Below are 26,633 nucleotides of genomic sequence, written 5' to 3'. Positions count from 1 at the left end.
GCCCCAATATCCCTCGCACTCTTTCCATGTCGATGGCTGGGGTGGTATCACTAAAGCATGTGTTCACATTGAACCGCTCGGGAACCCTGATCGCCGGCGTGGTTCAAACGTTCATCATGGTGGGCGACGGCCGTTCGCCGCCTGCTGTTTATGCAAGCCAAGGAGAGATGCATGTTGAAGTCGTTGTTAGTACTGGTCGCCGGCCTGGGTATGTCAACGTTGGTCATGGCCGCCGAGCCGGTCGCGGGAGAGGATTACAAGGTACTCGACGAGCCGGTGAAAACCGAGGTACCGGATGGCAAGATCGAGGTCAACGAAGTGTTCTGGTACGGTTGCCCGCATTGCTACGCCCTCGAAGAGCCGCTCAATGCCTGGGTCGACGAGCTCCCCGCTGACGTCGTCTTCCAGCGCATCCCAGCCACCATGGGCGACACCTGGACACAGCATGCGCGTGCCTTCTATGCCGCCAAGGCGCTAGGTATTCAGAAGGAAATGCACAGCGATTTCTTCGACGCCATCCATGAGCAGGGCCAGCGACTCACCGATCCGGAGGATATCGCCGAGTTCTTCACGCAATATGGTGTCAGCAAGGATGACGCGCTCGATGCGCTCGATTCTTTCGGCGTGAAGAGCCAACTCAACCAAGCCAGCGCCAAGATGCGTGGCTACAAGATCATGGGCGTGCCCGCACTGGTCGTCGACGGGCGTTATGTGATCTCGCCGAAAAGTGCCGGCTCGCTGGAGAACATGCCCAAGATCGCCAGCGCTCTGATCGACAAGGTACGCAGCGAACGCAATGAGTGATGCCACCACCGCGGCGCCTGCTTCGCGGGCGCCCCGCTCGTTACGCCTTCTGACCTGTAACCTGCAGGTCGGCATTCATACGTCGGCCTATCACCATTATCTCACGCGCAGCTGGCAGCACCTGCTGCCACACCCCAAGCGTCAGGGAAGGCTCGATCTGATCGGCGACATGCTGCGCGACTACGATATCGTCGGCCTTCAGGAGGTCGATGGAGGGAGCTTCCGTTCGGGGCACGTCAATCAGGTCGAGTATCTCGCCGCACGGGCCGAGTTTCCTCACTACTACCAGCAGCTCAACCGCAACCTGGGGCGTGTCGCCCAGCACAGCAACGGCCTGCTATCGCGACTGACGCCGCGTCAAGTGGACGAATATCGCCTGCCCGGCACACTGCCGGGACGCGGTGCCATGCATGCGCGCTTCGGCGAGGGACCCGATGCTCTGCACCTAGTCGTGGCGCACCTGGCACTCGGCCATCGTACGCGCACCCGTCAACTCGACTACTTGAGCGAGCTCATTCAGCCATTGCGGCATGTGGTCGTGATGGGCGATCTCAATTGCACGCCGGACCAGATCCACGCGCATCAGCGCTTCTGCCATGCGCTACCGCTGCACCCCGTGGCGATGCCACTGTCGTACCCGGCCTGGCAGCCACGCCGCGCGCTCGACCATATCCTGATATCTGACGCCTTGCATGCCGAGCGCTTCGAGGTGCTCGATCGGCTGTTTTCCGATCACCTGCCGGTGGCGGTAGACATTCAACTACCTACCGCCTGTCTGCGCAGCATGTCCGACGACCATATCGCCTCATGAGCGACCGGTATCAGCTCAGCATGAGCGCAACGCTCACATCGCAGCCATGAGCCGTACCCAGTCGATCATCGGCGCGGGATAGACCCCCAACAGCACGACCAGGGCCGCCAATGCCAGTACCACCACGCCGCCTGCACGCTGTGCCCAGTCGGTGGTGGCGTCGCGGCGTTGCATGCCCGGCTCGGGCAAAAAGAGCGTCACCATCACGCGTAGATAGTAATAAAGCCCAATGGCGCTCCCCGCCACCACGGCGCCGACCAGCCACCAGCGGCTGGCCTCGACCCCCACCGCGACGATGTAGAACTTGCCGATGAACCCCGCGGTCAAGGGGATCCCCGCCAGCGACAGCATCATCACCGTCAGTACCGCCGTCAGGTAGGGCCGCCGCCAGAACAAGCCACGGTAATGGTGCAAGCGACTGGCGTCCGCGCCGCCGTAAGGGCTCGACAGCAACGTCACCACACCGAACGCACCCAGCGTCGTCACCACGTAGGTCACCAGATAGATACCCGCGGTCTCCATCGCCAGGCCTTCGTTGATCACCAGCGCTACCAGCAGATAGCCGAAATGCGCGATCGAGGAATAACCCAACAGACGCTTGAGATCCTGCTGCATCAATGCCAATAGATTGCCGACCAACATCGTCACGAAGGCAAGCACGGCGAGCAGACTGTGGAACCAGGCATCCTGGGTCACCGGGGCGGATTGCAGCAGACGCAGCAAGACCACCAACACCGCGACCTTGCTGGCCGAGGCCAGGAAGGTCGCCGCCGGGGCGGGACTGCCTTCGTAGACATCCGGTGTCCACAGGTGGAATGGCACGATGGAAAGTTTGAAGCCCAACCCGACGATCAGCATCCCCATGCCGGCCAGTAGCCATCCATCGCCGCCTGCCGACGCTAGCGCCCCACCCAGCCCGGCGAAATCGAGATGCCCGGTACGCGCATACAGAAGCGCCATGCCGAACAGCAAGAAGGCCGAGGCGGCCGCAGAGAGCACCATGTACTTGACGCCCGCTTCCAGAGCGCCCCGCTCTCGATAAGTGTAGGCCAGCATGCCGTAAAGCGGCATCGACAACAGTTCCAAGCTGAAGAACAGCGAGGCCAGGTGGCGACTGCTCACCAGTGCAATCCCGCCAGCGGCAGCACACAGTAGCAGCAGGTAATATTCCTCGCGTGGGCCGCGCGCGCCTTCGAAGTAAGCATGGCCCAGTGTGGCGCAAGCCAGCGTGGCGACGAGAACCAGCACACCGCCGAAGATCGATAGGCCGTCCACCGTCATCAGCGGCGTCACGTCGAGCGGCGCCTGCCACCAGGACAAAAGCTGTGCCGCCAGCGCCAGATTGAGGCCGATCACGGTCAACGTGGCCGTCAGATCATGATGTCGACGCCACGCAATGGTCAACATGACCACGATGGCCGTGGCGCAGACGAGGATCAGCGGTGAAAGAGCAAGCAACGACGTCATGGCGTCTCCTCAGGCATGGCAGGCGTTTCTTCCAGCGTCATGATGTGCGCGACGTTTTGCATTGCCGCCTCCGAGGTGTCCAGCAATGGACTGGGGTAGAGCCCAACCCACAACACCAGTGCCAGCAGCCCGAGCATCATCACGGTTTCGCGGCCATCGAGCCCGCCCAACGGCGTTTCTTCCTTGGTCGGACCGAAGTAGACGCGTTGCATGATGAACAACGAGTAGATTGCCGCCAGCACGAAGCCGCCACTGGCGACCACGGTCACCCAGGGCCAAGTATCGAAAGTGCCGAACAGCACCAGGAACTCGCCCACGAAGTTGGCGGTGCCCGGAATGCCCATCGAGGCTGCCACGAAGCACAGCGCGATGCCCGGCAGGCCCTTGATGCGGCCCCAAAGGCCACCCATCAAACGCATGTCGCGGGTATGCAGGCGCTCGTAGAGCTGGCCACTGATGATGAAGAGCCCCGAGGCAGAGAAGGCGTGGGCGACCATCAGCACCACCACCCCCTGCAACGCTAACTCGGTGCCACTGTAGATGCCGATCAGCACGAAGCCCATGTGGGAAATGCTGGAGTAGGCCACTAGACGTTTCAGGTCATGCTGGCCGCAAGCCAGGATCGCGCCGTAGAAGATCCCCAGGACGCCAAGCCCCATCGCGACCGGCGCGAAAGCCTGAGAGGCCTCGGGAAACAGCGGCAAGGCGAAGCGCAACATGCCGTAGGCGGCCGTCTTGAGCAGAATCCCCGCCAGGTCGACACTACCTGCGGTAGGCGCCTGAGCATGCGCGTCGGGCAGCCACCCGTGCAGCGGCACCACCGGCATCTTGACCGCGAAGGCAATGAAGAAGCCCAGCATCAGCCACCATGCCATCTGAGGAGACAGTTCATTCTGCGCGGTATGACGCAATGCCTCATAGCTGAAGCTGTATTCCCCGGTGGCGGCGTGATGCGCGAAGACTAGGCCGAGGATGGCCACCAGCATCAAAAGGCCACTGGCCTGGGTATAGATGAAGAACTTCGTCGCCGCCTGAATACGCGTGTTGCCCGTGGAACCGCTATGCCCCCACAGCGCGATCAGGAAGTACATGGGGACCAGCATCATCTCCCAGAAGAAGAAGAACAGGAACAAATCGATGGCCAGGAAGACGCCGACCACCCCCCCCAGAATCCACAACAGGTTGAGATGGAAGAAGCCGATCCGCCGGGCGATCTCGTGCCACGAGCACACCACCGCCAATACCCCGAGCAGCCCGGTGAGCGCGATCATGATCAGTGACAAGCCATCCAGCGCCAGATGCACCTCGATGCCGAAACGGGGGATCCAGTCCGCACGCCATTCAAGCGCCCAGGCCGAGGCGTCCTGCGCGACGTTCAGGCCATAATCGCCATGCCACCACACGCCCAGAACCAATGCCAGTTCGAGCAGCATGGTACCCAGAGCAATCCAGCGTGGCGGCTGCTCGCCAAAACGCTCGGCTTGCCAACACAGCAACCCGCCGATGAAGGGAATCAGAATCAACCAGACAAGAGTCATCAGCGCTGTGCCCCCTCAGCTTGCCACGTTTGCCTGCTATCCCCGCCACCGCTGTCTTTCTTCAAGTCGTACATCGCTTACCCCATCGCCAGGAAGATCAGCACCACGGTCGCGCCCAGCGTCATCGAAACGGCATAGTGGCGCAGCCGTCCCGTCTGGGATCGCGTCAACAACCAGCGCAGGCTGCGCGCCAATAATGGCGCCAGATTGCACAATCCGTTGATCCAGTCGCTACGCCACAGCCACACCAAACCACGGAACGGCTTGACCAGCACCACATCGTAGAAGGCATCGAAGCCCCAGGCGTGATGCCACAAGCGCCACAGCCGCGCGCCTGCCGGCAGGGCGACCAAGCGCGCCACCCGCTCGCGTCGCCACGCGAACAGCCACAGCGCCACCGCCACGCCACCCACGGCGACCAGCATGGCCACGATCTCCAGCGCGTGACGTCCAGCTTCCTGAGTTGCGCCGGGGCTGGCCGGCAGCACCTCGTCGAGCGGCGGGTGAATCCAGGCGCCCACCAGTGTCGAGAGTACGATCAACACGACCAACGGCAGGCCATGCACCAGACCACGGCCACCTTCGGCATGCCGGCTGTGCTCGCTACCCGGCGTGCCGTGGAAGGTGCCGACGATCAAGCGCACGGTATACAGCGAGGTCAGCAACGCCCCGACCAGACCCGCCAGCAGCAAGCCGATATGCCCAGACGCCAGCGCCTCCCAGAGGATCTCATCCTTGCTGTAGAAGCCAGCCGTCACCAGCGGCAACGCCGCCAGTGCCGAGCCACCCACCACGAACCCGGCATAGGCCAGCGGCAATTTGCGCCACAGCCCGCCGAGGCGTCGCATATCCTGCTCATGGTGGCAGGAGACGATTACCGACCCAGCCGAGAGGAACAGCAGCGCCTTGAAGAAGGCATGCGTCATCAGATGGAAGATCGCCGCATCGAAGGCCCCTACGCCCAGGGCGAGGAACATGTAGCCGATCTGGCTCATCGTCGAATAGGCCAGCACACGCTTGATGTCGGTTTGCGCCAGGGCGGCGCACCCAGCCATCAGTAGCGTCAGCGCGCCGATCCAGCCCACCAGTGTCAGGACATCCGGCGCCAGCAGGAACAGGCCATGCATACGCGCGATCAGATACACCCCGGCGGTGACCATGGTCGCCGCGTGGATCAACGCCGACACCGGCGTGGGGCCGGCCATGGCGTCGGCCAGCCAAGTGTGCAGCGGGAGTTGCGCGGACTTGCCCAACGCCCCGCCCAGCAACATTAACGTGGCCAATTCGACCATCAGGTCGCCGCGCGCCCAGACCTGCGGTGCCCGCACCAGCAGTGTCTGAATATCCAGCGTACCCAGCTCGACGAACAGGATGAACAGCCCGATCGCCATCAGCACATCGCCGATACGCGTCACCAGGAAGGCCTTGAACGCCGCCCAGCCATTGGCCGAGTCATGGTAGTAGTAGCCGATCAACAGATAGCTGCACAGACCAACGCCTTCCCAGCCCAGATACAGCAGCAACAGGTTGTCGCCCAGCACCAGCAGCACCATGCTGAACACGAACAGGTTCATGTAGGCGTAGAAGCGGCGCACACCCGTCTCGCCGCGCATGTACCAGGCCGCAAACAGATGGATAAGGAAACCCACGCCGGTGATCACACCCAGCATCGTCAACGATAACCCATCGACCAGCAGACCCATCGACGACTGGAAATCGCCCACATCGATCCAGGTCCAAAGCTCCATGACTTGCGCTGCCGAGCCGTGCGCCAGGAAATCGAGGCCCACCCACACGGTCGTGGCCGCCGCTAGCCCCAGTGCGGTGACCCCTACCGTCGCCGCGCCGCGAAGCGACAAGCGGTCACCGCCCAGCGCCAGAACGAGACACCCCAACAGGGGAAACAAGAATGTCAGAGTGAGTAGATTCATCCGCGCAACCTGCTTACCGCATCGATATCAAGGGTCTTGAAGCGCCGGTAGAGCTGCAACAACAGCGCCAGCCCCACGCTTGCCTCGGCCGCTGCCAGGGTGATCACCAGCAGGAACATCACCTGGCCATCGGGCTGGCCCCAGCGCGTCCCCGCGACGATGAAGGCGAGCCCCGTCGCGTTCATCATGATTTCCAGGCTCATCAGCACGAACAGCATGTTACGGCGCATCATCAGCCCCACCAGCCCCAGCACGAAGAGGATCGACGCCAGGATCAAGCCGTGTTCCATGGGAACGCCATTCATCGTGAATTCTCCTCGCGTGAGGTGTCGTCACCGAGGGAGCGCTCGCTGGTGGCGCGCCCGCGGCCATCTGCAGTGCGTTTGCCCGGCACCTGTCGAACCGCGTGCCCCTCGTCCTGCGCCTCGCTGCGCCCCAGATGAGACGCCGACACCAACGCCGCCAGCAGCAGCATCGCGGCGAGCTCGACGACGATCAAATAAGGCCCGAACAGCAACGTGCCCACTGCCTTGGCGGTCAGGATCTCGCCTTGGATACGTCCCCCCACGTCGGCACCGATAAGCGTCGCCAGCAGCACCAGCAGCAAGACACCGCTGAGTATCGCCGGCCCCAGCCAGGTACGCAGACGCAGCCAGGCGCGTTCCTGCTGCGCGGTCGATTCGCCCAGATTGAGCATCATCACCACGAACACGAACAGCACCATGATCGCGCCAGCGTAGACGATGATTTCCAGCGCCCCGGCGAAGGGCGCGCCCAGCGCAAAGAACACCATCGCCACCGCGATCAGCGAGACGATCAGGTAAAGCAAGGCATGTACCGGGTGCCGCCCGGTGACCACCCCAAGCGTCGCAAGCACGGCGACCACGGCGCTGAGATAGAAGGCGATTTCCATGGTGTCTCCCTATTCTGGTAAGGGCATCCCTGATCAGGGCATCAACGACTTGACGTTGATCGGCTCGGCTTCGTTCTGCGCCTCGCCCTTGCCTTTTCCGGCGATCGACAGCCCCGCCACACGATAAAAGTTATAGTTATGGTCCTTGCCAGGCCCGGAGATCAGCAGATCCTCCTTCTCGTAGACCAGCTCCTGGCGCCGAAACTCGCTCATCTCGAAATCCGGCGTGAGCTGGATCGCCGAAGTCGGGCAGGCTTCCTCGCACAGTCCGCAAAAGATGCAGCGCGAAAAATTGATACGGAAAAATTCCGGGTACCAGCGGCCATCATCGCGCTCATCTTTCTGCAGCGAGATACACGCCACCGGACACGCCACCGCACATAGATTGCACGCCACGCAGCGCTCCTCGCCGTCGGGGTCGCGGGTCAGCACGATACGCCCGCGATAGCGCGGCGACAGATAGACCGGTTCTTCCGGGTACTGCAGGGTCTCGCGCTTGCGGAAGGCGTGCATGAAGACCATGCCCAGCGTCCGCAGTTGCGACCATGTCCCCGCGAGCAGTGATTTAATCGTCACGGTCTCCTCCAGTCTCGGCGCTTAGCCACCGGCGGGGCTGAATACGAGAATCAGCGCGCCGGTCACTAGCAGATTGATCAGGGTCAGTGGCAGGCAGATCTTCCACCCGAAGCTCATCACCGCGTCATAACGGGGTCGCGGCAAGGCCGCTCGCAGCAGCACGAAAAAAACCACGAACACGGCGGTCTTGAGCAGGAACCACACGATGGGCGGCAACCACGGACCGTGCCAGCCACCCAGGAACAGCGTCACCATCAGTGCCGATACCAGCACGATGCCTACATACTCGCCGATGAAAAACATGCCCCATTTCATGCCCGAATACTCGACATGATAGCCATCGGCCAGCTCCTGCTCAGCCTCGGGCTGGTCGAACGGGTGACGGTGCGTCACGGCGATGCCGGCGACCAGGAAGGTACAGAAGCCGAAGAACTGGGGCACGATGAACCAGATCGTGTCCTGGGCGGCGACGATCTCGCGCATGTTGAACGAGCCGGCCATGGCCACCACGCCCATCAGCGACAGGCCCATGAAGACTTCATAGGAAAGCGTCTGCGCCGAAGCGCGCATCGCCCCCAGCAAGGCGTACTTGTTACCGCTCGACCATCCGCCGAAGAGCACCGCATAGACGTTGATGCCCGCCATGGCGAAGAAGAACAGCAAGCCGATGTGCAGGTCGGCCACCCCCCAACTGGGTGTGATGGGGATGATCATGAAGCTCAACAACAATGACGCCATGGCGATCGCTGGCGCCAAAACGAAGAAGGTGCGATCGGCGAACGGCGGGATCCAGTCTTCCTTGAAGAGGATCTTGAGCATGTCGGCGAGGATCTGCAGCACCCCGAACGGCCCGACGCGATTGGGACCATGACGATCCTGCCATAGGCCCAAAAGGCGCCGTTCCACCATGGTCAGCAGCGCCCCTGCGCCCACCGCAACGAGCAGGATCACCAATGCTTGAAAAAGCGCGAACGCGATCGCCTCGACCTGTGGCGTCCACCAGCTCATGCGCGCACCTCCTGGGATTCGAGATGGGCCCACTCAGGCGCGGCCAAGGGCAGCCCCGACTGATCCGGCACACCAATCACGCCATCGGGCCACGCATCGCTGATCGCTACCGGTAGCGTGAGCCGCCGCTCCCCTAGGTTGAGCGTCAGCGTCGCGCTCGCCGACATCCGCAACCGCTCGGCGGCACCACGCGACACGGTAAAACGCGTCTCGGCCATGCGCGCCTGGATCGGCTCAGCCCGCGCCGAGGTCTCGTCGCCCCCGAACAACCGCGCCTGCGGCACCGCCAGCCATTGATCGTCACGCGCGGCAAAGCGTGCCGGCAGCATTCGCGCATAGTCGTAATCCCCAGGCAGCGGCCCCAATAACCGCACACCGGGATCGCCGGCCCGCAGATGCCCACCGACCTCGTCCTGGAACTTGTTCCAGGCTTGCGGCGAGTTCCAGCCCGGCGCCCAGGCGAAGGCTACTTCGCGGCGCGGTTCGGCGTGACCGGCATAGCCCTCCATGGAGAACGCGAATGGCGTGTCGGCATCCTGCGGCGCGCGTGGTTCACTGACATCGAGATTGGCACGCATCGCCGTGCGACCGCTATAGCGATGAGGCTCACGCGCCAGGCGTAGCCCATGCACACGATATGCGGCACTCAAACCGGCATCGCCGGCCGGCGCCAGGGCGGAGTACGTCATGGCCATGTCACGCGTCACCTCATCGAGGGTGAGCGGCGTCATCGCCTGACGTTCGACACTGACCTTGAGCGCATTGAGCCACCGCCAGCTTTCGCGGATGCGCGTTTCGGGGCGGATATAGCTGGGCTCGAAGACCTGATAGAAACGCTGAGCCCGGCCCTCCAGACTGACCAGGGTGCCATCGCTTTCGGCAAAGCTCGCCGCCGGGAGTCCGATGTCCGCCTTATCCCAGGTCGCAGTGCGCTGATGATCGAGCGTGACGATGCAGTCGGCACGCTGCAGGGCGGCGTCGACCTGCTCCGCATCGGCCCGCGCGTACAGGTCATTCTCGAGAATCACCACGCCATCGGCCTCGCCGCTGCTCAAGCATTCCAGGGCCCAATCCAGCGATTGCCCACCGAGCAGCGACAGGCCGGTGCTGTTGGCCTCACGACGCACCAGCGACAACGCCCCGGGGCGTGTCCGCCGCGCCAGGGCGCGTGCCACGTTGCCGGCCGCCTCGAGCACCGCCGGCGTCCCCAGCGAGCCACCCGAGACCACCAGCGGGCGCTGCGCCGCCAGCAAGGCCTCGGCGATGCGCTTTGCAAGTGCCGAGGTCGCGTCGTCGAGAGCCTCCGGGTACGGCGCCTCGGGGTCGATGTAGTGCGCCACGGCAAAACCCAGCCGCGCGATGTCGTCCGGGGCAGCGTTATAGGTCTGCTCCGCCACTGCGTCCAGCTCGGTTGCACCCGGCGTGGACAGGAACAACGGATGACGTTCATCCTGGGCCAGCGTCTTCACCGCCTCGGCATTCCAGGACGGGATACCACGCTCGGCGGCCAGCGCTTCGCCCTTGGCGTTGACCGCCTGGCGAATGGCCAGCGCCATGCGCGCGGCACTATTGATGAGGTCCTCGCCGAGCACGAACACCGCATCGCAGCTTTCGATCTCACGCAGACTCGGCGATGGCAGTCCACAGCGGGTATTGAGCTCGTTCATGCGTACCAGCAACTCGAGCTCGCGGGCAGCGATGCCGGTGGAGAAGTTGGCATCCCCCACCAGCGTGCGCAGCATATGGTTGCTCTCCAGGCTCGCCCGTGGCGAGCCGATGCCGATCACACGACGCGCATTGCGCATGCCATCGGCGGCACGGTCCAGCGCATCGTCGATTTCCAGACTGATGGTGCCGGCGACCACGCCCGAATCGCCCCCGGCGGCGACACGCTGGCGCTCGCGCCATTCAGGTACGCGCGGGCGGTCCTCGCGGTTCACGTAGCCATAGCCGAAACGCCCGCGGTCACACAGAAAGTAGTGATTCACTTCACCGTTATAGCGGTTCTCGATCCGTCGGATATCGCCGTAGCGCTCGCCAGGGCTGATATTGCAGCCCACCGCGCATTGATGGCAGACGCTGGGCGCGAACTGCAGGTCCCACTTGCGGGTGTAATGCTCGGAGTGGGTCTGGTCGGTGAACACCCCGGTCGGGCACACCTCAGTGAGATTGCCGGAGAAGGGGCTTTCCAGCGTGCCGTCCTGAAAGCGTCCGAAATAGACGTTATCGTGCGCCCCGAAGGCACCCAGATCACCGCCACCGGCATAATCCTGATAGAAGCGCACGCAGCGGTAGCAAGTGATGCAGCGGTTCATCTCATGGCCGATGAATGGCCCCAGGTCCTGGTTCTTGTGGGTACGCTTGCGGAACCGGTAACGGCGGCTGTCATGGCCAGTCATCACCGTCATGTCCTGCAAATGGCAGTGGCCGCCTTCCTCACAGACCGGGCAGTCATGCGGGTGGTTGATCATCAGCCATTCGATGACGTTGGCGCGAAAAGCCTTGGCTTCATCATCCTCGATGGAGATATAGGCATCGTCCTGCACTGGCGCCATGCACGACATCACCAGCATGCCTTGGGTGTCGTCGGCGTTCTTGTACTGCTTGACCGCGCACTGGCGGCAGGCCCCCACGCTGCCCATGGCCGGGTGCCAGCAGAAGTACGGGATATCCAGTCCCAGCGATAGGCAAGCATGCAGCAGGTTGTCGGCGCCGTCGACTTCGTAATCACGGCCATCCACGTGAATCGTTGCCATTATCGCTCCTCGCCCGTCGTCATCGTCACGTCATTCATACGCTACCCACCGGGATCGGGTCGGCATGTGCCGCACCCTGGCCACGCGTGACGCCACGCTCGAATTCATCGCGGAAATAATGAATCGCCGACGCCAACGGCATTGCCGCCCCCGGCGCATGCGCGCAGAAGGTGCGGCCCGGCCCCAGATCTACCGCTAGCGACTCCAGCAATTCGATGTCCCCTCGCTCGCCCTCGCCGGCCTCCAGGGCCTGCAGGAGCTTGACGCTCCACGGCAACCCATCGCGGCACGGCGTACACCAACCGCAGGACTCGCGCGAGAAGAACTCCTCCAGGTTGCGTGCCAGCGACACCACGCTCTGATCGTCGGCCACCACCGCGATGAGCCCGGTGCCCAGACGGCTGCCGGCCTTGCCGATGGTGTCGAAATCGAGTGCCAGCTCGAGATGCTCGGGCAGCAGAAAGCCGGTACTCCCGCCCCCGGGTAGCCACGTCTTGAGCGTCAAACCATCGCGCATGCCGCCGGCGCGCTCCATCAACTCGCTGGCCGTGGTGCCCATCGGCAATTCCCACAGGCCGGGCCGCTTGACCTTGCCGGAGACGCCGTACAGCTTGGTACCGCCATCGCCGCTCTTGCCCTGAGACAAGCCCTGGTACCAGTCAGCACCATGCAGCACGACGGACGGCACGTTACACAGCGTCTCGACATTGTTGACCACGGTGGGCTTGCCCCAGGCCCCGCTTTGCCCCGGAAAAGGTGGCTTGGCGCGGGGATTAGCGCGTTTGCCTTCCAGCGAGTTGATCAGCGCGGTTTCCTCGCCGCAGATATAGCGGCCGGCGCCGGTATGCAGGACGATATCGAAATCCCAGCCGCTGCCGGCCACGTCACGCCCCAGCCAGCCGGCGGCACGCGCTTCGTCCAGCGCACGCTGCACCGTGCGCGCGGCGTCGACGTATTCGCCGCGCATGAAGATGTAGCCCTGGTAGGCGTTGTTGGCGAAGCCGGCCAGAATCATGCCCTCGATGAGCAGATGCGGCTGCTGCTCGAGCAATAAGCGATCCTTGAAGGTGCCGGGCTCCATTTCGTCGGCATTGCAGACGATATAGCCGCGCGGAATGCCCTCGCCCTGCATGGTCAGGCTCCACTTGAGCCCGGCGGAGAACCCGCCGCCACCGCGTCCGCGCAGGTTGGCGGTCTTGAGCTCATCGATCAGCGTCTTCGAGGTCAAGTCTCGAAAGGCGCGCTCGACGCTGGCGTAGCCCTGCTGCTCGCGGTAGGCGTCGAGCATCACCGGCGTGCCATCGTCGTTGAGCCGAAAGGTCAGCGGGTGCGTTTCAGGACGGCGTTCGTCGCGGTCTTGCAGAATCCGGCTCATGCCTCGCTCTCCCAGTTCATGCGTACGCCTCCAACAGGGTGGGGATCTCCTCGGGCGTCACCGGCCCGTAGGTATCCTCACCGATCATCAGCGCCGGGCCCCGGTCACAGGCGCCGAGACAGCACACCGGAAGCAGCGTGAAGCGGTCATCTGGCGTAGTCTGCCCGAAGCCGATGCCGAGATGCGCGAAGAAGGCGTCACGCAGGGCTTCGTAATCGGTGAGGAAGCATGAACTGCTGTCACACAGCAGGATCACGTGGCGTCCCACCGGCTGGCGGAAGATCAAGCTATAGAATGTCGCCACTTCCTCGACGCTTGCCGGCGCCACGCCAAGCTCGCGCGCGATGGCATCGATGGCGGCGTCCGGTACCCAGCCATGGCGCTTCTGGACGATCTTGAGCGCCTCGATGCTGGCTGCCTGCGGCTGCGGGTAATGCTCGCGCTCGTGGGCGATGGCCGCCCGATCCTCGTCGTGCAGCACGAAGCCGTCGGTGGCGATGGGCGTGTCGGTGGAAGTCGAAGCATTGGTCATATCAGCGGTCCACGTCGGCCATCACGAAATCGATACTCCCCAGATGGGCGATCAAATCCGGCACCAAGGCACCGCGCACCGCCGCAGGGATCTGCTGAAGATGCGGGAAACTGGGCGTGCGGATGCGCGTGCGATAGCTCATGGTGTTGCCATCCGAGGTCAGGTAATAGCTGTTGATACCCTTGGTCGCCTCGATCATCGACAACGACTCGTTGGGCTTGAGCACGGGGCCCCAGGAGACCTGCAGGAAGTGGGTGATCAGCGTCTCGATGTGCTGGAGCATCTTCTCGCGCGGCGGCGGCGTGGTCAGCGGGTGATCAGCCTTGTAGTCGCCGGCCGGCATATGATCGACGCATTGCTGGATGATGCGCAGGCTCTGGCGCATCTCGTCGATGCGGAGCTGACCACGATCGAAGGCATCGCCGTTGGCACCCAGCGGCACCTCGAAATCGAAATTCTCGTAACCGGAATAAGGGCGCTTCTTGCGTAGGTCGAAGTCGCAGCCGGTGGCGCGCAGATTGGGCCCGGTGACGCCCCATTCGAGCGCCTCGCGGGTGGTGAAGGCAGCCACCTGCTTGGTGCGCTCGCGGATGACGGCGTTTTCCATCATCGCGCGCTCGTATTCGACGAGTCGCTTGGGCATCCAGTCGAGGAAGCCCTGAACCAGCTTGTCCCAGCCATTGGGCAGGTCGTGCGCGGTGCCGCCGATGCGATACCACGCCGGGTGCATGCGAAAGCCGGTGATGCCCTCGATGACCTCATAGGCTTTCTGGCGATCGGTAAAGGTGAAGAACACCGGCGTCATCGCGCCCAGGTCCTGCAGGTAGGTGCCCAGAAACAGCAAGTGGCTGTTGATGCGGAACATTTCCGCCATCATCACGCGAATGGTCTTGGCACGATCGGTGACCTGGATGCCTGCCAGCTTCTCCACCGCCATCACATACGGCAGGTTGTTCATCACCCCACCGGTATAGTCGATGCGGTCGGTGTAGGGAATGTAGCTGTGCCAGGATTGGCGCTCGGCCATCTTCTCGGCGCCGCGATGGTGATAGCCGATATCGGGGACGCAATCGACCACGACCTCACCGTCGAGCTGCAGGACAATGCGGAAAGCGCCATGCGCGGAAGGGTGATTGGGCCCCAGGTTGAGAAACATGTAGTCCGTGTTCTCGTCCTGACGCTTCATGCCCCAGGACTCGGGATCGAAGCGCAACGCTTCCTGCTCGGTATCTTGGCCTTCCACGGTCAGCGTATAGGGATCGAACTCGGTGGCACGCGCTGGATAATCCTTGCGCAGCGGATGCCCGTTCCAAGTGGGCGGCATCAGCAAGCGTGTAAGGTGCGGGTGCCCACGGAAGTCGATGCCGAACATGTCCCAGACTTCTCGCTCATACCAATTGGCATTGGGGTAAAGACCCGCGACGCTGGGCACCTCGAGGTCACGCTCTGAAAGCGCCACCTTGAGCATCAAGTCCCGGTTCCGCGACACCGACATCAACTGATAAAAGACCGTAAAATCCGCGGGGGGCAAATCCGCACGATGGCTACGTAGACGCTCGTCGATGGCATTCAGGTCGAAGAGCATCTCGAAGGGCTCGGGCATGTCCCGCAGGAAGCCGAGCACCTCGAGCAGGTGCTCACGGTCGAGCCACAGGACCGGCATGCCGGTGTACGTCGCTTGCTCGACGAACACATGGTTGCCGAAGCGCGCGAATAACGCCTGGACGACCGGGTCATCGGCGTGCGCGTGATTGGCGTATGGCGATTGAACTGCGCTCATGATCGGTTTTCATTCCCCGGCAAGGTGGATCGACTTCGGATAACAGGCGACGGCATCAGGCACGGGGCCTACACCTCATCCGGGGAACGCAGTTCCGTCACGGCGATACGCCGCTCGCGATTCGCCTCGCGCTGCGAGGGCATCTCGGCGCGATATACTCCCTGATCGCCAACCACCCAAGAAAGCGGGCGGCGCTCCTGCTGAATGGAGTCCTGAAGCAGTTGTAATCCCTGTAGAAACGCCTCGGGACGCGGCGGACAGCCAGGCACGTAGACATCCACCGGGAGAAACTTGTCGACGCCCTGCACCACCGAGTAGATGTCGTACATGCCCCCGGAATTGGCGCACGACCCCATCGAGATCACCCACTTGGGCTCGAGCATCTGATCGTAAAGCTGCTGGATGACCGGCGCCATCTTGATGAAACAGGTGCCAGCGATGACCATGAAATCGGCCTGACGCGGGGAAGCGCGAATGACCTCGGACCCGAAACGCGCCACGTCATGCGGTGCGGTAAAGGCCGTAGTCATTTCTACATAGCAGCAGGAGAGGCCGAAGTTGTACGGCCACAGGGAGTGTTTGCGCCCCCAGTTGACACTATCGTTGAGTACATCTTCCAACTTGCCGGTGAAGACGTTGCGGTGAACTTGCTCCTTCATCGGGTCACCGGTGGTTTCGCGCTTATCCAGCGGATAGCTTGCGCTATCCGGCGCCGGCTCACTATCCGCTCGCGTCAGGGTATATTGCATGATGCGCCTCGAAGCTCTGAAAAAGAAAATTCGGGTATCTGGCGCTATGCCGGTCGTCGCCGGCTCAAGACCGCCTCCAGGGCGGTACGCTCATCGATCCGTCACGATATCGGGCGATTGACCGCGCTTGCGTGGCGCCCACTCCAGGGCGCCGACACGACTATCGTAGATCAATCCCGCCAACAGGATGAAAATGAAGACGGCGGCGCCCGCAAAGCCTTCCCAGCCCACCTCACGGACCGATACGGCCCAGGCGAACAGGAACACGGCTTCGATATCGAAGATCACGAACAGCATCGCGACCAGATAAAACTTGACGGAAAAGCGTTGGCGGGCATTGCCGGTACCGACAATGCCAGACTCGAAGGGGAGGGACTTGCTACGACCACGGCTACGACCACCGAGCAGACTCGCGGCACCGATCATCAGGGCACATAACGTGAACACGGCTATTATGAATAGCCCCACGGCCCAATATTCGGCGATCAGCGCGGTTGCCTCATCGGTCATTGCCATGCCTCTCAAGCAGCGGATAGCGCGGTAGGGCGCTACCCCAATATTCGTTATCATCGAGGTGCGCACACCTCGTAGCGCCATTCACGTTGCCTGCGTGTGGCGAGTCCCTACAATTCTAGGGGATTTAGCAGCGCCTGTCAGGAAGGCCAACGATAAAGTGAGTAAGTTAACGCCATGTCGAGCACCATGATCACCACTCGCCGAGCTTAGTACGTAAGTCATTACTTACTTCGGAAGCTGGGTTCACTAAAGATTGTTCTAATAAGAAATGAGCCTATGGGGCGGTCCCATCTCTCGCCAGGCGTCAACGAAAGTCTAAGTTATCCAGACACATCCTGAGTCGCTGCAACCCATGTTCGGTTCGCCGAACGTTTTGCCGGTATCCTACGCGCCACGCAAGCGCTCGAGCCGCCACAATGGGCGCACACTACGTCAGAACACCAAAGGTCAGGCCATGTCCGCTCCGACACCTCCCAATGTCCTCACCATCGCCGGCTCCGACCCTTCGGGTGGCGCCGGGTTGCAGGGGGATATCAAGACGTTTTCAGCATTGGGCACCTACGCCACCAACGTCATCACGGCAGTGATCGCCCAGAACACGCAAGGCGTACGTGCCGTGCATCCGATCCCCGCCGAGATGATCGCCGAGCAACTCGACAATCTACTCGGCGATGTACGCATCGACGCGGTCAAGATCGGCATGGTGGCGAGCATGGACGTCGCCACGACGATTCGCGACGCCCTGGCCCGTTACCGGCCACGCTGGGTCGTGCTCGACCCGGTGATGGTCGCCAAGAGCGGCGACATCCTGGTCGACCGTACCGGCATTCGTGCGGTGCGTGACGTCCTGGTGCCCCTAGCCGATGTCATCACCCCCAACCTGCCGGAGGCAGCGGTGCTGCTGGACACCGAAACACCCCGCACCACTGAGGCAATGGCTTCCCTGCTGCCCGAGTTGACGCGCCTCGGCGCCCCGTATGTGGTGCTCAAGGGCGGCCACCTCAGTGGTAACGCCTGCCCGGACCTGCTCGCGACTCCGCAGGGCGTGGAATGGCTCGAGGCACCGCGCATCGCCACCCAGAACCTGCATGGCACCGGTTGTGCGCTGTCCTCGGCGGTGACCGCCTATCTGGCCCGCCTGCCGGCCGAGGCCAGTGCCCACGACGATATCCACGCAGCCATCGGCGACGCCAAACACTGGCTGCACACAGCATTGGACGCCAGCGTACATCTCGATGTCGGCCAGGGGCGGGGGCCGGTACATCATTTTCACGCTTGGTGGTGAAAGCGGGTCGTCGCCCGCACTTGCAGAGAGCGCCGGGGGCGGCCATGCTTGGCTTCACCGCAATGTTTACCATGGCATTGCGGTGTTAACCATCCGGCTCGACGTCAGCGCGGTGTCGCCTGCATTCGCACGCCGCCTTCTCGCAGGAGGGACGTATCATGCCTCAGACCTTACTACTGGCTTGCGACCTGTCCGCCGACAACCGTGCTGCCTTTGCGCGCGCCCTCAAACTAGCGCACGCCAGCGGCAGCCGCCTGGACATCCTCCACGTCCTCGACCCTTATCTGCCGCGCCAGGCACTGCGTGACCTGGAACGCAGCGTCGTCGACGAGCTAGAGCGTCAGTTGACCGATATCCGCGAAGACTATGCCCTGCCGGCGCCCGAGACATTAATACAAACCACCACCGGCGCGCCCTACGCCGAAATCATCCGCGAGGCGCATGACCGCGATGCCACCATGATCGTGCTCGGCACCCATCGCAAACGCGGCCAGCACGCGCTGGTTGGCGGCACGACCCTGGCCCGGGTGCTAAGCCGCGCGCCGTGTCCGGTGCTCACCGTAAGCCACAGCCCCGAGCAGGCATGGCAAGACGTGCTGGTGCCGGTGGATTTTTCGCTGGCCAGTCGTCATACCCTGCGTGACGTCCTGACGCACTTTTCCGAGGCCCGCCTGACGCTACTGCATGCCTGGCACCTGCCCGGCGATGACGAAATGGGTTCCGATAGCGGCTATGCCCGCTGGCGCGAGCGCGAACTCGCCGCGCGGCGTATCCGCCTGGAAGCGGAAGTCGACAAGCTCATGGAGGAGGTCGGCGACGTGCCGGAGCTCGAGCTGGTCCTCGAGCAAGGCGAACCCGGCGAGGTGCTGATGGATTATCTGCGTCGCCAACCGCCCGATCTGCTGGCACTCGGCCATCAGGATCTGGCACTCTTCGGCCGTCATCAACCGGCGCCGTTGATCGAGCGACTGCTTGCCGAAGTGCATGTGGACATGATGGTATGCCGGGCCTGGTAGCCACTCGTGCCCGAAAGGACCCTCACCATGCGAGCCGTCATTCAACGTGTCCGCCATGCCAGCGTCGCCGTCGACGACCGCTCCACGGGCGCCATCGAGCAAGGCGTGATGGCCTTGATCGGCGTGGCGCCCGAAGATACCCAGGCCCACGCCGACAAGATGCTGCATAAACTGCTCAAGCTGCGCATATTCGGCGACGAGGCAGGCAAGATGAACCTCAACGTACAGCAGGTGGAAGGCGCCTTGTTGCTGGTGCCGCAGTTCACCCTCATGGCCAATACCGCCAAGGGCCTGCGACCGGGCTTCGATGGCGCCGCGACACCCGCCCACGGCGAGGCGATGTTCGATTACTTGGCCGTTCGAGCACGGCAGGCTTGGTCGCGCGTCGCCACCGGTGAATTCGGCGCCGATATGCAGGTCTCGCTACTCAACGACGGGCCAGTGACGTTTATCGTCGAGACATGAGCCTAGCGACACGCTCATGTGTCCGCAGTAGACGCCTGTTTTCTGTATCAGGCGTCGTCCGCCAATGCCGCTTCACGCGCCTCGATCGCCTCCTCGGCCTCCAGCCAGCGCTGTTCGAGTGTCTCGAGGCGGCTCTGCGCATCGCCCTGGCGCCCCAGCAAGTCGGTTAGCTCGCCCTTGCGCGCGCTATCCTGATACAAGCCTTCATCGGCCAGAGCGGCCTCCAGACTTGCCAGCTCCGCCTGAGCCTTGCTCATGTCACGTTCGATCTTGTCGCGCTCGCGCTTGAGCGGCCGCAACTTCTCACGTACTTCGGCGGCGGCACGACGCGAAGCCTTGCGGTCGCCCTTGGGGGCTTCCGCAGTGACCTGGCGCTCGGCCTTTTCCTGGCGCGCATCGCGCCGCTCGCCCTCGAGGCGCGCCTTGAGCCAGGCACGATAATCGTCCAGGTCGCCATCGAAGGTAGTGACGCGGCCATCCACCACATGCCAGAACTCATCGACGCTGGCGCGCAGCAGGTGGCGGTCGTGGGAGACGATGATCACCGCTCCTTCGAACCCGGCCAAGGCCTGTGTCAGGGATTCACGCATTTCCAGGTCGAGGTGGTTGGTAGGCTCGTCGAGCAACAACAGATTGGGTTTTTGCCAAGCGATCAACGACAGCGCCAGACGCGCCTTCTCGCCCCCGGAGAAGTTCCCCACGCTGGCGAAGACATCATTGCCGTGAAATCCGAAGCCACCCAGGAAGTTGCGAATCTCCTGTTCGCTGGCCGTGGGCGACAGCCGCTGGATGTGCACGAACGGCGTGGAGCTCACATCAAGATGCTCGAGCTGATGCTGGGCGAAGTAGCCGATCGCCAGGTTATCGCCGGGCACACGCTTGCCGGCCAGCAACGGTTGCTGCGCCGTCAGCGCCTTGATCAGCGTCGACTTGCCCGCCCCGTTGGCGCCCAGCAGTCCGATTCGCTGTCCCGGCAGGATGCTCACGCTGACGTGCTCGAGCAATGGTGTTTGGCCATACCCCAGCGTGGCGTCATCGAGTACCAGCAGCGGCGAGGAGGTCTTGTCGGCACTGGGCAGGGTGAAGTGAAACGGCGAGTCGGCATGCGCGACGGCGATGGTTCCCATGCGCTCAAGCATCTTCAGCCGACTCTGTGCCTGACGCGCTTTATTGGCCTGGGCGCGAAAGCGTGCCACGAAACGCTCGATCTCCTCGCGCCGGGCCTGCTGCTTGGCTGCCTCGGCCTGGGCGCGAGCCTGACGCTCGGCCCGCGTACGCTCGAACGTCGAATAGTTGCCGCGATACAGCATCAATTGACGTTGTTCGAAGTGCACGATGTGATCGCACACCGCATCCAGGAAATCGCGGTCGTGGGAAATAAGCAGCAGCGTACCAGGATAGCGGGTAAGCCACTGCTCGAGCCATAACAATGCGTCGAGATCGAGGTGGTTGGTCGGCTCGTCGAGCAGCATCAGATCAGACGGCATGAACAGCGTTTGCGCCAAGCTGACACGCATCCGCCAGCCCCCTGAGAAGTCCGACAGCGGACGATACAGGTCATCCTGCGTGAAGCCTAACCCGACCAGCATTTGTTCGGCGCGTGGGCGCGCGGTATAGCCCTCGAGCGCTTCGATTTCGCCATGCAACTCGGCCTCGCGGTGGACCGCACCGCTGGCCTGGGCCTCGGCCAGGGCATGCTCCGTGGCGCGCAATTCGGTGTGGCCATCGAGGACATGCTCGACCAGCGCCCGGTCGAGCGCCTCCACCTCCTGCGCCATGTGCGCTATGCGCTGCCCACCGGAGAGTTCAACCGTGCCGTGCTCCGGCGTCAGCTCCCCCAGCAACAGCTTGAACAGGCTCGACTTGCCCGAACCGTTGGCGCCCACGATACCCGCCTTGGTGGCATCGTGTAGCGTGAGGTCGGCGTTCTCGATCAGCGGCTGGATCCCGCGTTGCAGCGCGAGTTGGCGAAATGCGATCATGCCCGCTCCGGTGGTGATTCGGTGAGTTCCGCCGTCATGCCTGCCAGGACGGCTGGAGATTACCCATGCATTCTACCCAATTGTGCGATGTTCTGCGGAATCCACCGCTTTGGGATTATGCCCTGGCGTTGTACCAGCGCCCCGGGGTCGCCGACGCCTGCTTGCAGCTACAAGATACGGCAGGGGCGGATGTCTGCGAATTGTTGTGGCGCTGCTGGCTCGATCATCACGCTCTCGTACCCACCGACGAGGCGCACAACGCACTGGGTGGAATCCGTGCCTGGCAAGCCGAGGTCACACAGCCGATCCGTCATCTACGTCGCATGCTCAAGCCACGTGCGCGAGACGAACAAGACGTGGCGACGCTGCGCGATCATCTCAAGGAAGCCGAGCTGCTCGCCGAACGTGAAACACTGCGCCAGCTTCAGGCTCTCAGCGAGACGTCGCATGCCGTACGCAAGCGCCGTGCGGACGACACCAGCCTGACCATGCAGCTGACACGCTGCTTGGTCATGCACGCGCCAGCGCAGGAAGCTGCGCTGGCGACGCTGACCACCCAACACACGACGCACCATTCGTAATACATTGCCTCTTCGCAGCCAGCTCAATGCTCGGGAGAGCGTATATGATGCATGTACGGACAAATCATTGACGAGTGGCGCTCATCCCACAAACTCTGTAGGTTTTATAGAAGCCAGTCCGATTGATCGCGGCACCTCCACGACGCGGTACGGACGTCGAGATCCATGCCATTCGCGCGACGAATCGGCCATCACAAAAAGGACTCTACGACATGACACCTTCACAGCCTGGCAATAGCGATGAAAACGCTGAATCACGCAGTGCCTTGCTTCGTGTACTAGGCGCTATCGATCATGGCCTGAGCATCATCGAGCGCGTGATCATCGCGGGGGGCGTACTCGCCATGGCCGTGCTCATGAGCGGTCAGGTCGTCGGCAATCTGCTCTTCGAACAAGGCATCCCCGGGACCTACGAAGTGACCGAGATGCTCATCGTGGTGATCACCTTCGTCGGTGTCGGTTATGCGGCACGCAACGCCCGCCATATCAGCATGTCGGCGATCTACGACCAGCTCAGCGGCCGCTGGCGCAAGGCGCTCCTCATCCTGATCTCCTTGGGCACTGCAGTATTGATGTTCTACTTCGCCGACAAGTCCATCGATTATGTCATGGCCATTCATGACCGCGGTCGTAGCAGTGCCTCGCTTAACATCCCCATGTGGATCGTCTATCTCGCCCTCCCCATCGGCTTCATTCTCGCCGGCGTGCAATACCTGCTCACCACCGTGCGCAACCTAGTGAGTGACGATATCTACCGTTCCTTCAACGAAAAAGAGGAATACAACGAAGTGCCCCCAGAAGCGGAAGAAGGCAATGGCAGTAACGAGGACCATGACGCACGTCGCGATACCTGAATTGCCTCTCCGCAACACGACCGCCATCAACGCGAGGACGTAAAACAATGCTAACTTGGCTAGCCGTGATCATGCTGGTACTGCTGCTGCTCGGGTTCCCGATGATGGTTCCCCTGGCGGCGGGCACGCTTTTCATGATGTTCACAGGCATGACGTTTTTCGGGCCCGACCAGGCCGTGAGTTGGATGATCAACGGCATCGGCAGTTGGGTACTCGCCGCCGTGCCCATGTTCATCTTCGCCGCCGACATCCTGACCAAGGGCCATACCGCCAACCGCCTGCTCGATGTCGTCGATGTCTTCACCCGCCATGTCCGCGGGGGGCTGCCAATCACCACCGCCGCCTCGTGCGCCTTGTTCGGGGCCGTCTCGGGTTCCACGCAGGCCACCGTAGTTGCTATGGGCGGGCCGATGCGTCCTCGCCTCCTGGCGCGGGGCTACCCTGACAGTTTCGCTCTGGCCCTGATCATCAACGCCAGCGATATCGCGCTACTGATTCCGCCCAGCATCGGTTTCATCGTCTATGGCGTGGTCATGAAAACATCGATCGGCGACCTGTTCCTCGCCGGCATTCTCCCCGGTATTCTGATCCTGGCCATGTTTGCCGTGTACTGCTATATCGGCGCGCGCCTGAAAGGCATCGAGCCCGAGCCACGCGCCACCTGGGCGGAACGCTTCAAGGCGGTGCGCCGAGTCATTCTGCCGATGGGGTTCCCGGTGCTGGTGGTCGGCGGTATCTACGGCGGCTTCTTCAGCGCCGTCGAGGCCTCAGCGGTCGCGGTGGCCTATGCCTTTATTCTCGAGGTGTTGATCTACCGTCAGGTATCGATCCGCGATCTCGGCAGTCTGGCGCTCTCCACCGGCATGATCACCGCCGTGGTCTTCATTCTAGTCGCCATCGGCGCGGCGTTCTCGCAGACCCTGGGTACCGCCGGCGTGCCGGAGCAGATCCTCGGCCCCATCATCGAGGGTATCGGCGACAACCAGTTCCTGGCACTGCTGCTGATCGCGGCGGCCTTCTTCGTCGGCTGTATGTTCGTCGACCCCATCGTGGTCATTCTGATTCTGGTGCCGATCTTCAAGCCACTGGTCGAGGCCACCGGACTGGATCCGGTACATGTCGGCGTGATCGTTACCCTGCAGGCGGCCATCGGCTCGGCCACTCCCCCGTTCGGTTGCGATATCTTCACCGCCATCGCGGTATTCCGCCGGCCTTATATGGAAGTGATTCGCGGCACGCCCCCGTTCATCGCCATCCTGGTATTGGCCACGATCATCTTGATCATGTTCCCGCAGATATCGCTGCTGCTGCCCTCGCTCGGCGGCGACTGAGCGCAGCCGACCCGGCCTTCGTCGGGTCGGCACGGTGTGGAGCAGCATCCCTGCCTCACCACCATCCGCCAGACATATAAAAACCCCGGAAGCTCAACGCTTCCGGGGTTTTGCATGCGGTATCGCAGTACTTCAGATACTGACCGTCAGGCTTACTCCGCCTTGTCGCCAGACTGATTGACATGATCCAGCACAATGTCCAGCGCCTTCTGACCACGTTCGCCGACCATATCGACGTAGGTCTGACGCACCGGCTTGGCCAGTTCACGGAATGCCGCGCGCTCTTCCTCGTTCAAGTGAATGATATTGATATCACTCTTGTTCTTGATCGTCTCGAGGCGCTCGGAGTTGAACTGCGTCTGGATCTCATGCCCTTTCTTCACCATCTCATCGAGCGTGGACTCGAGCATCTTTTGCTGCTCATCGGACAGCCCCTCGTACCACTGCTCGTTACCGATGAGATTGGCGATGAATTGCGACTGATCGGCAAAGATCATGTAGTCCTGGACTTCATAGAAGCCCATGTTTTCATGCGCGAAGACCGGCTGAATGTTACCTTCCGCCTGGCCTTGCTGCAGGGCACTGTAGAGCTCGCCGTAGGCGATGGTGATGGGCGAGGCGCCATAAGCCTCGTAGGTCGCGCGGAGCAGGCTGTTATCCATGACACGGATTTGCAGGTTTTCCATGTCCTCCGGCGTGCGGATCTCTTTGTTAGCCGTCCAGACCTGGTACCCCTCGGGCAAGGTGGCAAGCGGCACCAAGCCACGCTCGCGGAACGATTCCTGCCAAGCATCACTCTTGAGGAAATCGTCGGAGTTGAGAATCTTGGCCGTCTCGAGTTGATCATTGGGCATGACGAAGTTGAGGCTCATCAACTGACTTTCCGGCACAGTGCCGCCCAGAAAGCCGGAGCCGAAGCCAATCGGAATGGCGCCGCTCTGGATGGCGTCATACAACGCCGTGTAGCTCGACCCCCATGAGCCATACGGCAGCAACTCGACTGTGATGTCGCCGTCGCTCTTTTTCTCGATCAGCTTCTTGAACTCTTCCGCATAGCCGTACTGCACGCTACCTTCCGTCTCCTCGAGACCGAAACGCCAGGTCTCGGCGGCCGCCGTGGAAGCGACACCGACCAAGCTCAACGCCGTGATACTCAGAACGATATTGCGCAGTTGCATAGAGTTCCCTCTTTCTTATCAATGTAGATTCAGAGAAGAGCAAAGTCGCCTCAATGTCAAGTGACTGCAAGCTGCGCGGGTGCGCAACGGCCCCCATGCTGGTACAGTTGAAGGGCGGTGTTTTGTTTATCTTGTTAAGGAGTTTTCATGAAGCGTTTAATGACGGCTGTGGCATTCGGCGGCCTCGTAGCGACGCCGCTGCTGGCCATGGCTGCCCCGCAAAGCGACGAAGCCAAGCTCGGCTATAGCCTCGGCGCCACGCTGGGCCAAAGCGTCAAGCAGGACATCCCGGATCTCGATACCGACGCCTTCACCCAAGCGGTCAAGGATGTCTATGCTGGCGGCGACCTGCAGATGAGCGATAAAGAGATCGCGGCCACACTTTCTGACTTCCAGAAACAGAAGATGGCCGAAAAGAAGGCCCAACAGCAAAAGGTGGCCGAAGAGAATCGCAAGGCAAGCGAGAAATTCCTGGCCGAGAACGCCAAGAAGGAAGGCGTGAAAGTTACCGACTCCGGGCTGCAATACAAGGAGCTCGAATCCGGCGACGGTAAAACGCCCAGCGCCGACTCGACCGTGAAGGTCAACTACGAAGGCAAGTTACCCGACGGAACCGTCTTCGACAGCTCCTACGAGCGTGGCGAGCCCGTCACGTTCCAGGTCAACCAGGTCATCAAGGGCTGGCAGGAAGCACTGCAGAAAATGCAGGTCGGCGATACCTGGATGCTCTATGTGCCTTCCAATCTCGCCTATGGGCAGGGTGGCACTCGTGGCCCTATCGGTCCCAACCAAGCACTCACCTTCAAGATCGAGCTGCTGGGTATCGAAGCTCAGGACGGCCAGAAGCCATCGGCCGATAAGTAAGCGCATCACGCTAGGTGCCCTGCGGGGCGCCTAGCATCTCGCACAACCCTGCTTCTACCTTTCTTCGTGCTGCTTTCTTTCGGGGCGCACGCCTAGTGTTTTCCACATCCTTACGCCACCACCACTTGTGGATAGTTTTGTGGAGCGTCTGTGGCTTGGCGGTGAAAGCCCGCTTTTTTGCCCCTGCGGGGTTTGCACATGACGCGCGCGAACAGTCAAGCACGCCATGCCAAAACTCTAAAAATAAATATAAACCCTTTGTTTTAATTGGATTTTTTAAGATAATCGTTACTCGATAGTGACCGCGGAGTAAGCGTTGGC

The 26,633-nt window shown here is 62.1% G+C and carries 24 protein-coding genes; 9 read left to right on the top strand and 15 right to left on the bottom strand.

Translation table 11 applies throughout. The features are described 5' to 3' along the window. The first annotated feature begins 171 nt into the window (after window positions 1-171). Together RVY79_RS06090 and RVY79_RS06085 are read left to right on the top strand one after the other, a co-directional pair. Complete coding sequence (locus tag RVY79_RS06090; RefSeq protein WP_317463156.1) at window positions 172-804, top strand: thiol:disulfide interchange protein DsbA/DsbL; 633 nt, start codon at window positions 172-174, stop codon at window positions 802-804. Beyond that, window positions 797-1,615, top strand: coding sequence for an endonuclease/exonuclease/phosphatase family protein (locus RVY79_RS06085; RefSeq protein ID WP_317463154.1), 819 nt, complete (start codon window positions 797-799; stop codon window positions 1,613-1,615). Before RVY79_RS06090 ends, RVY79_RS06085 begins: the two co-directional genes overlap by 8 nt. A gap of 33 nt (window positions 1,616-1,648) precedes the next feature. On the opposite strand, the gene nuoN is transcribed toward RVY79_RS06085, so the two are convergent. From nuoN to RVY79_RS06020, 13 genes are all read right to left on the bottom strand, one after another. Beyond that, entirely contained in the window at window positions 1,649-3,082 is a 1,434-nt protein-coding gene (gene nuoN / locus RVY79_RS06080) for an NADH-quinone oxidoreductase subunit NuoN (protein ID WP_317463153.1), read from the bottom strand. Continuing rightward, window positions 3,079-4,620: an NADH-quinone oxidoreductase subunit M gene (nuoM, locus tag RVY79_RS06075; RefSeq protein WP_317463152.1), complete on the bottom strand. Its 1,542-nt coding sequence runs from the start codon at window positions 4,618-4,620 to the stop codon at window positions 3,079-3,081. The genes nuoN and nuoM overlap by 4 nt, the downstream gene beginning before the upstream one ends. A gap of 77 nt (window positions 4,621-4,697) precedes the next feature. Next, on the bottom strand, window positions 4,698-6,551 hold the full coding sequence (gene nuoL / locus RVY79_RS06070; protein WP_317463150.1) for an NADH-quinone oxidoreductase subunit L: 1,854 nt from the start codon (window positions 6,549-6,551) through the stop codon (window positions 4,698-4,700). After that, window positions 6,548-6,856 carry an NADH-quinone oxidoreductase subunit NuoK gene (nuoK, locus tag RVY79_RS06065; RefSeq protein WP_317463148.1) on the bottom strand — a complete coding sequence of 103 codons (309 nt, stop codon included), beginning with the start codon at window positions 6,854-6,856 and terminating at the stop codon, window positions 6,548-6,550. Before nuoK ends, nuoL begins: the two co-directional genes overlap by 4 nt. After that, window positions 6,853-7,464 carry an NADH-quinone oxidoreductase subunit J gene (gene nuoJ / locus RVY79_RS06060; protein WP_317463147.1) on the bottom strand — a complete coding sequence of 204 codons (612 nt, stop codon included), beginning with the start codon at window positions 7,462-7,464 and terminating at the stop codon, window positions 6,853-6,855. Before nuoJ ends, nuoK begins: the two co-directional genes overlap by 4 nt. Before the next feature lie 33 nt (window positions 7,465-7,497). Then, window positions 7,498-8,040, bottom strand: a complete 543-nt coding sequence (gene nuoI / locus RVY79_RS06055; RefSeq protein WP_317463146.1) for an NADH-quinone oxidoreductase subunit NuoI — start codon at window positions 8,038-8,040, stop codon at window positions 7,498-7,500. A 21-nt stretch (window positions 8,041-8,061) separates the two neighbouring features. After that, on the bottom strand, window positions 8,062-9,048 hold the full coding sequence (gene nuoH / locus RVY79_RS06050; protein ID WP_317463145.1) for an NADH-quinone oxidoreductase subunit NuoH: 987 nt from the start codon (window positions 9,046-9,048) through the stop codon (window positions 8,062-8,064). Next, window positions 9,045-11,804 (bottom strand): NADH-quinone oxidoreductase subunit NuoG, encoded by a 2,760-nt coding sequence (gene nuoG, locus RVY79_RS06045; protein WP_317463144.1) that lies wholly within the window; start codon window positions 11,802-11,804, stop codon window positions 9,045-9,047. Before nuoG ends, nuoH begins: the two co-directional genes overlap by 4 nt. A 34-nt stretch (window positions 11,805-11,838) precedes the next feature. Then, a complete protein-coding gene (nuoF, locus tag RVY79_RS06040; RefSeq protein ID WP_317463142.1) occupies window positions 11,839-13,179 on the bottom strand; it encodes an NADH-quinone oxidoreductase subunit NuoF in 1,341 nt (446 codons plus the stop codon). A gap of 16 nt (window positions 13,180-13,195) precedes the next feature. Continuing rightward, the gene (gene nuoE / locus RVY79_RS06035) at window positions 13,196-13,711 is read right to left on the bottom strand and encodes an NADH-quinone oxidoreductase subunit NuoE (protein WP_317463141.1); all 516 of its coding nucleotides are present in this window, start codon (window positions 13,709-13,711) and stop codon (window positions 13,196-13,198) included. A 1-nt stretch (window position 13,712) separates the two neighbouring features. Beyond that, window positions 13,713-15,491 (bottom strand): NADH-quinone oxidoreductase subunit C/D, encoded by a 1,779-nt coding sequence (gene nuoC / locus RVY79_RS06030; protein ID WP_317463140.1) that lies wholly within the window; start codon window positions 15,489-15,491, stop codon window positions 13,713-13,715. A 68-nt stretch (window positions 15,492-15,559) separates the two neighbouring features. Then, window positions 15,560-16,240: an NADH-quinone oxidoreductase subunit B gene (locus RVY79_RS06025; protein ID WP_317463139.1), complete on the bottom strand. Its 681-nt coding sequence runs from the start codon at window positions 16,238-16,240 to the stop codon at window positions 15,560-15,562. A gap of 90 nt (window positions 16,241-16,330) precedes the next feature. Then, the gene (locus RVY79_RS06020) at window positions 16,331-16,750 is read right to left on the bottom strand and encodes an NADH-quinone oxidoreductase subunit A (RefSeq protein WP_280539711.1); all 420 of its coding nucleotides are present in this window, start codon (window positions 16,748-16,750) and stop codon (window positions 16,331-16,333) included. A 460-nt stretch (window positions 16,751-17,210) separates the two neighbouring features. Here RVY79_RS06020 and thiD point away from each other — a divergent pair, with 460 nt between their 5' ends. From thiD to dtd, 3 genes are all read left to right on the top strand, one after another. Next, window positions 17,211-18,041 (top strand): bifunctional hydroxymethylpyrimidine kinase/phosphomethylpyrimidine kinase, encoded by an 831-nt coding sequence (gene thiD, locus RVY79_RS06015; protein ID WP_317463138.1) that lies wholly within the window; start codon window positions 17,211-17,213, stop codon window positions 18,039-18,041. A gap of 158 nt (window positions 18,042-18,199) precedes the next feature. Then, window positions 18,200-19,057, top strand: a complete 858-nt coding sequence (locus RVY79_RS06010) for a universal stress protein (RefSeq protein ID WP_317463137.1) — start codon at window positions 18,200-18,202, stop codon at window positions 19,055-19,057. Between the two features lie 27 nt (window positions 19,058-19,084). Then, a complete protein-coding gene (gene dtd / locus RVY79_RS06005) occupies window positions 19,085-19,522 on the top strand; it encodes a D-aminoacyl-tRNA deacylase (protein ID WP_317463136.1) in 438 nt (145 codons plus the stop codon). Between the two features lie 47 nt (window positions 19,523-19,569). On the opposite strand, the gene RVY79_RS06000 is transcribed toward dtd, so the two are convergent. Then, window positions 19,570-21,504, bottom strand: coding sequence for an ABC-F family ATP-binding cassette domain-containing protein (locus RVY79_RS06000; RefSeq protein ID WP_317463135.1), 1,935 nt, complete (start codon window positions 21,502-21,504; stop codon window positions 19,570-19,572). Window positions 21,505-21,569: 65 nt separating this feature from the next. Between RVY79_RS06000 and RVY79_RS05995 the strand changes: the two genes are divergently transcribed. The 3 genes from RVY79_RS05995 to RVY79_RS05985 all read left to right on the top strand — a co-directional run bounded on the left by RVY79_RS05995 (window position 21,570) and on the right by RVY79_RS05985 (window position 24,270). Beyond that, entirely contained in the window at window positions 21,570-22,085 is a 516-nt protein-coding gene (locus RVY79_RS05995) for a TIGR02444 family protein (RefSeq protein ID WP_317463133.1), read from the top strand. Between the two features lie 212 nt (window positions 22,086-22,297). After that, on the top strand, window positions 22,298-22,939 hold the full coding sequence (locus RVY79_RS05990) for a TRAP transporter small permease (RefSeq protein WP_317463132.1): 642 nt from the start codon (window positions 22,298-22,300) through the stop codon (window positions 22,937-22,939). Window positions 22,940-22,986: 47 nt separating this feature from the next. Further along, entirely contained in the window at window positions 22,987-24,270 is a 1,284-nt protein-coding gene (locus RVY79_RS05985; RefSeq protein WP_317463131.1) for a TRAP transporter large permease, read from the top strand. Window positions 24,271-24,422: 152 nt separating this feature from the next. On the opposite strand, the gene dctP is transcribed toward RVY79_RS05985, so the two are convergent. Then, window positions 24,423-25,448 (bottom strand): TRAP transporter substrate-binding protein DctP, encoded by a 1,026-nt coding sequence (dctP, locus tag RVY79_RS05980; RefSeq protein ID WP_317463130.1) that lies wholly within the window; start codon window positions 25,446-25,448, stop codon window positions 24,423-24,425. Between the two features lie 147 nt (window positions 25,449-25,595). Between dctP and RVY79_RS05975 the strand changes: the two genes are divergently transcribed. Next, complete coding sequence (locus RVY79_RS05975) at window positions 25,596-26,312, top strand: FKBP-type peptidyl-prolyl cis-trans isomerase (protein ID WP_317463129.1); 717 nt, start codon at window positions 25,596-25,598, stop codon at window positions 26,310-26,312. Window positions 26,313-26,633: the final 321 nt, after the last annotated feature.

This window comes from Chromohalobacter sp. HP20-39 (assembly GCF_033052815.1).
In the GTDB taxonomy this organism is placed as follows: Bacteria; Pseudomonadota; Gammaproteobacteria; order Pseudomonadales; family Halomonadaceae; genus Chromohalobacter.
Note: the sequence above shows the minus strand (reverse complement) of the source record. Positions and strands in the feature narration are given on the sequence as shown.